A 10,970-nucleotide genomic window follows, 5' to 3' on the forward strand; every position below is an offset into this window, starting at 1 on the left:
CCCTGGCCGCGCGCCGGCGAACGCGGCCGCCCCGCTCGGGCCCCCTCCCGATGCGGGGCGGCCGCATGCCCCGGCCGTCCCCCCGGCGGGCCGAGCTCCGGCTCGAAACCGAGGGGTGTGGATCCCGATCGGCGGGGCAGGCGGGGGTCGAGCGAGGGACGCGCTCGCGCCGGACGATCCACGGTTCCCCCCTTGCCGTAGGCCGGTGGCACCCGTGAGTGGCCCGCACCCGTGGAAGGTGCGGGCCACTCGCCTGCCGTCCCGAGCCTCGGCCCCGCGCCACTGCCCCCGGCCGTCGCTCCGAGCCCGTGCCGCGGGGTCGCGGTTCCCGGCTCGTCCGAGGGCCGAAGCGGTCTTTCCGCGTCCTCGGGGTTTGACCCCGGGAAGAGCGGTAAGCCGAACTTGTAGGCCTCGGAAGCAGGCTGACGGGCGATCGGCCCGCGGAACCCACCCAGGAGGCGCTCATGTCGAACCCGACCCGAGCCCTCGGCCGCGTGGCGCCGTGCGCCGCGCCGGTGGGACCGACCGTCCCCGCGCCGGCCGTTCCCCTGCCGGGTGCCCCCGTGCACGGCATCTCCGTACGCGGCGTCCCGGTGCGGGGACTCCCCGCGAGGACGGGGCCACGCCCGCGCGCTCCGGAGGCCCCAGTCCCGTCCGAGGACCCCAGTGCCCCGGGCCGGAGCGGGGAGGGCCGTACGTACGCTCCCGCCGCGACCCCCGGCGCACCGCGCCGACGGGACGGACCGGAGGGGCAGGAGGGGCCGGACGGGCGGACCGACGGCCCCGCCACCGGCGACGGTGGCCACGCGCCCCCGCGAACGGCCGGTACGCCGCGGGCCTGACTCCGCACCGTGCCGCGCCGGACGGAAGCCCCCGCACCCGACGGGGGCTTCCGCCGTGAGACGGTGCGGTTCCGTTCCCGCCCCGTGCTGCTGAGGAGGATCCATGGACGAACGAGACCGCGGTGCGCTGAAGGACGACCCGAGGGCGCACCGGCACAGCGACAAGGCATCAGAGCCGGGCACCGGCACCGGTGGGCACGACGGACGCGGGGAGACGGAGGAGGAGCGCGCGGACCGGCGCTGGCAGGAGCTCCTCCAGGAGATCCGGGTGGCACAGACCGGCGTCCAGATCCTCCTCGGATTCCTCCTCACCGTGGTGTTCACCCCCCTCTTCCACGACCTGGAGCAGACCGACAAGACGATCTACCTGGTCACGACCGTCCTCGGATCGCTGGCGACGGGCGCGCTGATCGGCCCCGTCTCCTTCCACCGGCTCGTGTCGGGGCGGCGGGTCAAGCCCCAGGCCGTCGTCTGGGCCTCCCGGCTCACCTTCACCGGCCTCCTGCTGCTGCTCGCGACGCTGATGTCCGCCCTGTTCCTCATCCTGCGCGTGGCGACGCACGACCCGTACGTGCCCTGGCTGGTCTCCGGCGTCCTCGCCTGGTACCTGATCTGCTGGTTCGCCCTGCCCCTGTGGGTCCGCGTCCGTTACGCCGACCGCAGCTGACCGGGACGGGGGAGGGGGCGGTCCGCCGATCGGCGGACCGCCCCCTCCCCCGCGAGGACAAGCCCCCGCGAATCCGGCGCTTCACCGCTCAGCGCGCACCGGAGGGCAGGTTCTCCTTGATCTTGGCGATGGCGAAGCCCCACCCCTGCGACACCGTCGGCTTGCCCGGGACGGCCACCTCCGTCGGGTTGGTCAGCACGTCGAGGAGGACCGGGCCGGGCAGGGCGAGCGCCTTGCGCACGGCCTCGTCCAGTTCGCCCGGCGCGGTGACGCGGATGCCGGTCAGGCCGAGCGCCTCGGCCACCGCGGCGAAGTCGGGGTTGTCCAGCACCGTCCCGAACTCGGGAAGCCCCGCCTGCTCCTGCTCCAGCTTGACCATGCCGAGGCGGCGGTTGTCGAAGACGACGAGCTTCACCGGCAGCCGTTCGGAGCGGATCGTCATCAGGTCGCCGAGGAGCATGCCGAGGCCGCCGTCGCCGCAGAAGGCCACGACCTGCCGGTCCGGGGCCCACAGCTGCGCCCCGATGGCCTGGGGCATGGCGTTGGCCATGGAGCCGAGGTTGTAGGAGCCGATCAGCCGGCGGGTGCCGCGCATGCGCACGAGCCGCGAGAGCCACACGGTGGCCATGCCGGTGTCCGAGGTGAAGATCGCGTCGTCGGCGGCGTGGCGGTCGACGGCCGCCGCGAGGGCCTCGGGACGGATGTCCGCCTCCCGGTTGTCGAACATGGCCCGTACGCGTCCCAGCAGCCGCCTGTCGTGGGCGGGGTCGGCGAGGCCGTCCTGCCCCTCCTGCCAGTCCTCGTACCGTTCGCGGGCCCCGTCGAGGTGGGAACGCGACGTGACGGGCGCCAGCAGCGGCAGCAGGGCCCGCAGCGTCGCGCCCACGTCCCCGGCGAGCCCGACGTCCACCGGGACGCGGCGTCCGAGGTGCTCCTCGCGGGTGTCGATCTGCACGACCCGGCAGTCCTCCGGGTACCAGTCCCGGTAGGGGAAGTCCGTCCCGAGCATGATCAGGGTGTCGCAGGAGTCCATGGCGTGGGCCGCGGCCGGATTGCCGATGAGGCCGGTCTGGCCGACCTCGTACGGGTTGTCGTCCTCGAAGCCCTCCTTGCCCTTCAGGGTCAGCACCATGGGCGCCGAGAGCAGTTCGGCGGCGCGCAGCACCTCCTCGCGGGCCTCCCGGGCGCCGCGGCCGACCAGGAGGGTGACCCGCGAGCCCCGGCCGATCGTCTCGGCCGCCTCGGCGAGCGCCGGGTCGTCGGGGCGCGTGACGGCCGGGCGCGGCAGCGCGAACCGCGTCGGCCGGTCCTCCTCGACCTCCTGGTCACCGAGGTCGCCGGGGACGGTCAGCACCGCCACGCCCCGCCCGGTCACGGCCGCCCGGACCGCGGACTCCAGCAGCCGGGGCATCTGGGAGGGGGAGGTCACGGTGGCCCGGTACACGGCCACGTCCCGGAAGAGGAGGTCGTTGTCGACCTCCTGGAAGTAGTCCCCGCCCATCTCCGACAGCGGCACCTGGCCGCAGATCGCCAGGACAGGCGCCCCGCTCTTGGCCGCGTCGTACAGTCCGTTGAGCAGGTGCACCGAGCCCGGCCCCACCGTGCCCATGCAGACGGCCGGCTCTCCGGAGAGCTGGGCGCGCGCTCCGGCGGCGAAGGCCGCCGCCTCCTCGTGGCGGAAGCCGGTCCAGTCGATGCCCTCGGTGGTCCGGATGGCGTCGGTGATCGGGTTGAGCGCGTCGCCGACCACGCCGAAGACGCGGTCGACACCGAGGTCTGCGAGCCCGTCGACGATCACCTGTGCGACGGTACGGGACATGGGGTCTCCTTCCTCTGGGGCTGTCGGCCGGTTCACCGGAGGGTGAACCGGTCCGGATGGGCCGCCTTCCAGTCGCCTGCCCAGGTGTCCGGAACCGATGCGGGCGACAGGAGCAGACCGGGTTCGAGCGGCTCGTACAGCTCGGCGTGGGAGCGCACGGCGTCGGGTCCGACGCGGCGCAGCAGCATGCCGGGCTCCAGGTCCCCGGGGCTGTCGGCGCCCATGGCGGCCATGAGCGCGAGGGCGCTGCGGACGGTCGCCTCCTGGAAGCGCCGGACCCGCTCCGCCTTGTCCTGGACGTCGAGGGCGCGGGCACGCCTGCGGTCCTGGGTGGCGACTCCGACGGGGCAGGTGTTGGTGTGGCAGCGCTGGGCCTGTACGCATCCGAGGGCGAACATCATGGCCCGGGCGGAGTTGGTGTAGTCGGCACCCTGGATCAGCCGCTTGACGATGTCGCTCCCGGTGGCGACCTTGCCGGAGGCGCCGATCCTGATCCGGTCGCGCAGCCCCGTGCCGACGAGGGCCCGGTGCACCGTGGTCAGGCCCTCGGTGAGGGGCAGGCCGACGGTGTCCGCGAACTCCAGCGGGGCGGCGCCCGTACCGCCCTCCGCCCCGTCGACGACGATGAAGTCGGGCGTGAGGTCCTCCTCCAGCATCGCCTTGCAGACGGCGAGGAAGTCGCGGCGGGCGCCCACGCACAGCTTGAAGCCGACCGGCTTGCCGCCGGAGAGCTCCCGCATCCGGCCGAGGAAGCGCACCAGCTCCCGGGGGGTCCGGTAGACGCGGTGGTACGGCGGGGAGATCACCGTACGGCCCTCGGGGACGCCGCGGACGGCGGCGATCTCCCGGCCGACCTTGGAGCCGGGCAGCACTCCCCCGATGCCGGGCTTCGCGCCCTGGCTGATCTTCAGCAGGACGCAGGCGACCTGGTCGAGCGCGGCCTTCTCGGCGAACAGCCGCGGGTCGAAACCGCCGTCCTCGGCACGGCAGCCGAAGTACCCGGTCCCGATTTCCCAGACGAGGTCGCCGCCGGGGGCGAGGTGGTGCTCCGACACCCCGCCCTCGCCGGTGTCGTGGGCGAAGCCGCCGCGCCGGGCGCCCTCGTTCAGGGCGCGGACGGCCGGGGCCGACAGGGAGCCGAAGCTCATCGCCGACACGTTGAGCAGGGCCATGTCGTAGGGCCGCGCGCAGTCGGGGCCGCCGATCCGGACCCGGGGCGCCTCGTCCGGCACCGGGCGCGGCGCCATGGAGGGGACCAGGTACTCGGTGCCGGTCCGGTCCAGCTCCAGCTCGGTGCCGAAGGGGTCCTCGGCGTCCGTCCCCTTCGCCCGCTCGTACACGATGGACCGGGTGTCCCGGTCGAAGGGCACGCCGTCGACGTTCCTCTCGACGAAGTACTGCTGCACCTCGGGGCGGATCGCCTCCATCGCGAACCGCAGGTGCCCGAGGAGCGGATAGTTGCGCAGGATCGAGTGGCGCCGCTGGACGACGTCGTACGTCGCGACCGCGGCGAGCAGCAGGGCGGGTCCGGCCGCGCACCACCACCACGGGGACACCAGGACGGCCGCGAGACCGGTGGCGAGCGCGGCGAGGACGGAACAGACCACGAGCAGTGACGTCACCATGGACGGTCGTCTGTCCCGGACGGGCGCGGTCAAGCGCGCGGTCGAGCACGCGGGGAAAAAGGGGCGGGGCCGGGGCCGTGATCCGCCAGGTTTAGCGTGCGGGACTCCGGCGAGACGGTGCCCATGAGTGCTTCGGAGAACAGCCGACGGAACCCCCTCACCTGGACCGGCCCCTACGCCGTCCCGGACCACCCCGGCCTGACGCGGGTGGATGACCCCGACGTGGACGAGGCGTACGAGCCGGCCGTTCTCGCGGGCCTGCACCCCCTTCCCGCGCCGTCCGCGGAGACGTCCCGCAGGACCGGGGGCGGCCTGCGGGACGCCGCGCGCGCCCACCGGACCGTGACGGCCGGTGCCGCGGCCTGCACGGCGGTCGCGCTCGCCCTCGCGTACGGGTGGGGGCGCCGGACCGGGCGCCTGGTCGCACGACGCGACCTGGGCCCGGTGGCCCTGTTCTTCGAACGCCGCAGCTGAGCGGGCGGCGCTTCCGCCCCCGCGAGAGGCCGGCGCGCGTGTCCGCCGTCCGCCGCCTTTCACCTTTCCGTCAGTCACCGTCTTCACGGAGGTCGACCCACATGGTCCCCCTGCTTCTCGTCCTGCTCCTCGCCCTGCTGCTCTTCGGCGCCGGCTTCGCCGTCAAGGCGCTCTGGTGGATCGCCGTCATCGTGCTCGTCCTGTGGCTGCTGGGCTTCGTGGCCCGGCCGAGGGGCGGTACGAGCCGCTGGTACCGCTGGTAGGCGGTCCCCGGGCGGGCGCTCTCCCGCCCGCGGCGCGGCCGAGCCCGGCACCTCCGTCAGGAGGGTGCCGGGCTCGGCCGCGTGCTCAGGCGCTCAGCACCGAGTCGTCCTCGGGGCGCGCGCCCGGCAGACGGTGGCGGGCCGCGATCAGCGCCGCGTCCACGTCCCGCGTGCCGGTGGACACGCACAGCGTGTAGGCGAGGTCGTCCATGCGCCGCCGTACTTCTTCGCCGCCGTTCTCGGCCTTGAGCATCTTGAGCGTCTCGTACTGCTCGATGAGCTCGCGCAGGACCGCGGGGTGGGCCATCAGCACGTACTGCTCCCCTCGTCGTCGGGGCGGGGGACCGCCCGGTTCGGGCCGCGTGTACCCCGGTAGCGGCGTCGCACACCCCCGTCCCGGGGCCGGGGAGGGCGGGTTTCGGCCGGATGACCGGCACCGCCCTCCTGTTGTCGATCACGGAGGGGTAATGTCGTCATGATTGCCGTACGGCAACGATCGCGGCAGCCGGAGCCGACCCGGGGGAACGGTCGGCCGGCCGCGCGGCGTGGGCCGGACGGTCCGTGTGCGCACATGGTGGGGAACGAGGATGGGGCATGTCTGAGACGACGACCAGGGGTTCCTCCGGACGGGAGCGGTCCGGGTCGGCCGCGGTGGTCGAGCCTGAACTCCGCCAGCTGCTGGCCGGGCTCACGGCGGTGCGGGACGGCGACTTCGGCACCCGTCTGCCGGACGAGGCCGACGGGCTGATGGGCGAGATCTCCCGGGTGTTCAACGGGATGGTCGACCAGCTCTCCCTGTTCACCTCCGAGGTGACGCGGGTGGCGCGGGAGGTCGGCACGGAGGGGACGCTCGGCGGGCAGGCCGCCGTGCCCGGCGTCTCCGGCACCTGGGCCGATCTGACGGACTCGGTCAACGCGATGGCCGGCAACCTCACCACCCAGGTCCGCGACATCGCCCACGTGGCGACGGCCGTCGCCAAGGGAGACCTCTCCCAGAAGATCGACGTGGACGCGCGCGGCGAGATCCTGGAGCTGAAGAACACCATCAACACGATGGTGGACCAGCTCTCGGCCTTCGCCGACGAGGTCACGCGCATGGCCCGGGACGTGGGCACCGAGGGCATCCTCGGAGGACAGGCCGACGTGAAGGGCGTCTCCGGCACCTGGCGCGATCTGACCGACTCCGTCAACTCGATGGCGGGGAACCTCACCGCCCAGGTCCGGGCGATCGCCCACGTCGCCACCGCCGTCGCGGGCGGCGACCTGTCGAAGAAGGTCGACGTGGACGCCCGGGGCGAGATCCTGGAGCTGAAGACGACCATCAACACGATGGTGGACCAGCTCTCGGCCTTCGCCGACGAGGTGACCCGGGTCGCCCGCGAGGTCGGCACCGAGGGCAACCTCGGCGGCCAGGCCACCGTCCGGGGCGCCTCGGGCACCTGGAAGGACCTCACCGACAACGTCAACGTGATGGCCTCCAACCTCACCGGGCAGGTGCGTTCGATCGCCCAGGTCGCCACCGCCGTGGCCCGCGGCGACCTCTCCCGCCGGATCACCGTGGAGGCCAAGGGCGAGGTCGCCGCCCTCGCCGACACCATCAACACCATGGTGGACACCCTTTCCGCCTTCGCCGACGAGGTGACCCGGGTCGCCCGCGAGGTCGGCACCGAGGGCCGGCTCGGCGGCCAGGCCAGGGTGCCGAACGTGGCCGGGACCTGGAAGGACCTCACCGACAACGTCAACTCCATGGCGAACAACCTGACCGGACAGGTCCGGAACATCGCCCAGGTCACGACCGCCGTCGCCAACGGCGACCTGTCGAAGAAGATCGACGTGGACGCCCGGGGCGAGATCCTGGAGCTGAAGACGACCATCAACACGATGGTCGACCAGCTGTCCTCGTTCGCGGCCGAGGTCACCCGCGTGGCCCGTGAGGTCGGCAGCGAGGGCAGGCTCGGCGGCCAGGCCGAGGTCGAGGGGGTCTCCGGCACCTGGAAGCGGCTGACCGAGAACGTCAACGAGCTGGCGGGCAACCTCACCCGCCAGGTTCGCGCCATCGCCGAGGTCGCGAGCGCCGTCGCCGAGGGCGACCTCACCCGCTCGATCACCGTCGAGGCGTCGGGCGAGGTGGCCGAGCTCAAGGACAACATCAACGCCATGGTGGGCTCGCTGCGCGAGACGACGCGGGCCAACCAGGAGCAGGACTGGCTCAAGTCCAGTCTGGCCCGGATGTCCGCGCTGATGCAGGGCCACCGCGACCTGGCCGTCGTCGCCGAACTCGTCATGGACGAGCTGACCCCGCTCGTGGGCGCCCAGTACGGCGCGTTCTACCTCGCCGAGGAGGGTGCCGGCGGCGTCGAGCTGGGCCTCGTCGGCTCCTACGGACGCCCCGCGGGCGACCCGGACCGGGTGCGCTTCCGGCTGGGCGAGTCGCTCGTCGGGCAGGCCGCCCGCAGCCGCCGCACCGTCACCGCCGAGAACGTCCCCGAGGACTACGTCACGATCTCCTCGGGTCTCGGCAGCACGTCCCGGGGCAGCCTCGTGGTGCTGCCGGTCGTCGTCGAGGAGCAGGTGCTCGGCGTCATCGAGCTGATGTCCTTCAGCCCCTTCACCTCCGTGCACCGGGACTTCCTGGAACAGCTCATGGAGACCGTCGGCGTCAACCTGAGCACCATCGTCGCCAACGTCCGCACCGACGAACTCCTGGACGAGTCCCAGCGGCTGGCCGGCGAACTCCGCTCGCGCACCGAGGAACTCCAGGTGCGGCAGGAGGAGCTCCAGCGCTCCAACGCCGAGCTGGAGGAGAAGGCGGCTCTGCTCGCCACGCAGAACCGCGACATCGAGGCCAAGAACCTCCAGATCGAGCAGGCCCGGCAGGAGCTGGAGGACCGCGCCCAGCAGCTCGACCTGGCCTCCACGTACAAGTCGGAGTTCCTGGCCAACATGAGCCACGAACTGCGCACCCCGCTCAACAGCCTGCTGATCCTGGCCCAGTTGCTGGCCCAGAACCCGACCCGCAACCTCACGGCCAAGCAGGTCGAGTACGCCGGCATCATCCACTCGGCCGGATCCGACCTGCTCCAGCTGATCAACGACATCCTCGACCTCTCCAAGGTGGAGGCCGGGAAGATGGACCTCAACCCGGAGCGCGTGCCGCTGCGCAGGCTCCTCGACTACGTCGAGGCCACGTTCCGCCCCCTCACCTCGCAGAAGAGCCTCGCCTTCACGGTCTCCACGGCCGCCGGCGTCCCCGTCGACCTCGTCACCGATGACACGCGGCTCCGACAGGTACTGCGCAACCTGCTGTCGAACGCGGTCAAGTTCACCGAGCACGGCAGCGTCGAGCTGCGCATCGAACCGGCGTCGGACGACGAGCTGCCCGGGTCCGTGCACCGTGGCGGCCCCGTCGTCGCCTTCCGCGTCGCCGACACCGGCATCGGCATCGCCCCCGAGAACCTGGAGGCCATCTTCGGCGCCTTCCAGCAGGCCGACGGGACGACCAACCGCAAGTACGGCGGCACCGGCCTGGGCCTCTCCATCAGCCGCGAGATCGCCCATCTCCTGGGCGGCGCCCTCACCGTCACCAGCGTGCCGGGCGAGGGCAGCACCTTCACCCTCTACCTCCCCGTCGCCCGCACCGACTTCACCGAGCAGCCCGCCCCCGCCGCCTTGCCGGCGGACTCCCCGGCAGGGCTCGCCGTACCCCCCGCCCGGGACGGCGCGCTCGCGCTGCCCGGCGGCGCGGCCGCCCGGCCGCCCCGGCGCCTCCTCGTGATCGAGGAGCGCCCGCGCGGGCTCCTCGCCGTCGTCGCCGAGAACGCGGTCGGCCAGCTCTCGGCCGACGGCGGGCAGACGGGACGGTCGGACATCGAACTGGTCGCGGTCGTCGGCCCCCAGGAGGCCGCCGCCGCGCTCGCCGCCCAGCCGTTCCACTGCGTCGTGCTCGACGTCGACATGGCGGACGGCGACGCCCTGCGCTTCCTGGACGCCGTGGACGGGGACGAGGCGCTGCGCACCGTCCCCGTCCTCGCCCACAACAACCGCCGACTCCCCGCCGACGAGGAGGGCGCCCTCCAGGACCTCGCCCGCCGCCGACCGCTGGAACTCCTCTCCAGCCTCGACGAGCTGCGCGAGCGGATCGCCCTGCACCTGTCCGCGGAGCAGCCCGGCGACGTCGTGCCCCTGGTGCGCGGCGACCACTGGGCGCCCGCGCCCCGGGCCGTCGACAGCACCCTGAGCGGCAGGACCGTGCTCGCCGTCGACGACGACGCCCGCAACCTGTACGCCCTCAGCGGCATCCTGGAGCTGCACGGCATCACGGTGCTGCACGCCGAGAACGGGCGGAAGGGCATCGAGACGCTGCTGGCGAACCCGGCCGTCTCCCTCGTCCTGATGGACGTGATGATGCCGGAGATGGACGGCTACACCGCGACCGCGCGGATCAGGGAGCTGCCCCAGTACGCGGACCTGCCCGTGATCGCCGTCACCGCGAAGGCCATGCCGGGCGACCGGGAGAAGAGCCTCGCGTCGGGGGCCAGCGACTACGTCACCAAGCCCGTCGACGCCGACGAACTCATCGCCTGCGTCAGCCGCTGGCTCGACGGAGGGACGGCATCGTGACCACTCCCCCGCCCTCCGACAGCGGCGTCCCGCACCCCGGCGACGACGTCCCGGCCGTCTCGGACACCGCGGCCGTCGACGGCCGGCTGGCCGCCACGGTGGAACGGCTGCGCGGCGAGGTGCGCGCCGCGCACGCGGCGGCCGAGGGCCGCGCCCTGATCGAACTCGCCAAGGGGGTCATCGTCGAGCGCCTGGGCTGCGGCCCGGCCCAGGCGGCCCGCCAGCTCGCGGAGCTCGCCGACCGGGCCGGACTGTCCCGGCTGGAGCTGGCCGCGGACATCATCAACCAGGCGGCCCGTGACCGGATGGCCGAGGCGACGGAGGAGTTCGTGAGAACGGCCGTCGGCGAGCCCCCGGCCACCGCCGCCGCCTCGGTCGCCGTGCGGCTGCGTACGGCGGAGAGCGCGGCGCTCAGCGCCGGCGACACCCAGGCCGTCGCCGAGTCCCTGCTCCGGCACGCCCTCGAACCGCTGGGCGCCGTCGCCGTCGCGATCTGGACCACCGGTCCGGACACCTCGCTGAGCCTGCGCGGGCACGCCGGCTTCGGCCTCGACGAGGCGGCCCGCTGGCACTACGTGCCGCCGGGCGTGACCACCGCGGCCCGCCAGGCGCTCATCGGACGCCGAACCGTCCGCCACGCCTCCCTGGCGGCCTCGGGCA

General features: G+C 73.5%; 8 protein-coding genes. 5 read left to right on the forward strand and 3 right to left on the reverse strand.

From position 1 onward, the window contains the following. Positions 1-945: 945 nt before the first annotated feature. On the forward strand, positions 946-1,509 hold the full coding sequence (locus tag CCN56_RS22430; protein ID WP_256962091.1) for a DUF6328 family protein: 564 nt from the start codon (positions 946-948) through the stop codon (positions 1,507-1,509). Positions 1,510-1,597: 88 nt separating this feature from the next. Here the strand turns inward: CCN56_RS22430 and CCN56_RS22435 are convergent, their stop codons facing one another. After that, on the reverse strand, positions 1,598-3,328 hold the full coding sequence (locus tag CCN56_RS22435; protein WP_086829414.1) for a thiamine pyrophosphate-dependent enzyme: 1,731 nt from the start codon (positions 3,326-3,328) through the stop codon (positions 1,598-1,600). A gap of 32 nt (positions 3,329-3,360) precedes the next feature. After that, a complete protein-coding gene (locus tag CCN56_RS22440; RefSeq protein WP_086829416.1) occupies positions 3,361-4,953 on the reverse strand; it encodes an FMN-binding glutamate synthase family protein in 1,593 nt (530 codons plus the stop codon). A 123-nt stretch (positions 4,954-5,076) separates the two neighbouring features. Here CCN56_RS22440 and CCN56_RS22445 point away from each other — a divergent pair, with 123 nt between their 5' ends. Continuing rightward, positions 5,077-5,427 (forward strand): hypothetical protein, encoded by a 351-nt coding sequence (locus CCN56_RS22445; RefSeq protein ID WP_143664599.1) that lies wholly within the window; start codon positions 5,077-5,079, stop codon positions 5,425-5,427. A 101-nt stretch (positions 5,428-5,528) separates the two neighbouring features. After that, a complete protein-coding gene (locus tag CCN56_RS22450) occupies positions 5,529-5,690 on the forward strand; it encodes a DUF5670 family protein (RefSeq protein WP_086829420.1) in 162 nt (53 codons plus the stop codon). 85 nt (positions 5,691-5,775) lie between these two features. Here the strand turns inward: CCN56_RS22450 and CCN56_RS22455 are convergent, their stop codons facing one another. Next, positions 5,776-6,003, reverse strand: a complete 228-nt coding sequence (locus tag CCN56_RS22455; protein WP_041132388.1) for a DUF5133 domain-containing protein — start codon at positions 6,001-6,003, stop codon at positions 5,776-5,778. A 281-nt stretch (positions 6,004-6,284) separates the two neighbouring features. On the opposite strand from CCN56_RS22455, the gene CCN56_RS22460 reads away from it, so the two are divergent. Continuing rightward, entirely contained in the window at positions 6,285-10,310 is a 4,026-nt protein-coding gene (locus tag CCN56_RS22460) for a HAMP domain-containing protein (protein WP_086829422.1), read from the forward strand. Then, a partial coding sequence (locus CCN56_RS22465; RefSeq protein ID WP_256962092.1) for an ANTAR domain-containing protein occupies positions 10,307-10,970 on the forward strand: 664 nt, incomplete at its 3' end. The genes CCN56_RS22460 and CCN56_RS22465, both read left to right, overlap by 4 nt.

This window comes from Streptomyces sp. NRRL B-24572, assembly GCF_002156145.1.
Lineage (GTDB): Bacteria > Actinomycetota > Actinomycetes > Streptomycetales > Streptomycetaceae > Streptomyces > Streptomyces vietnamensis.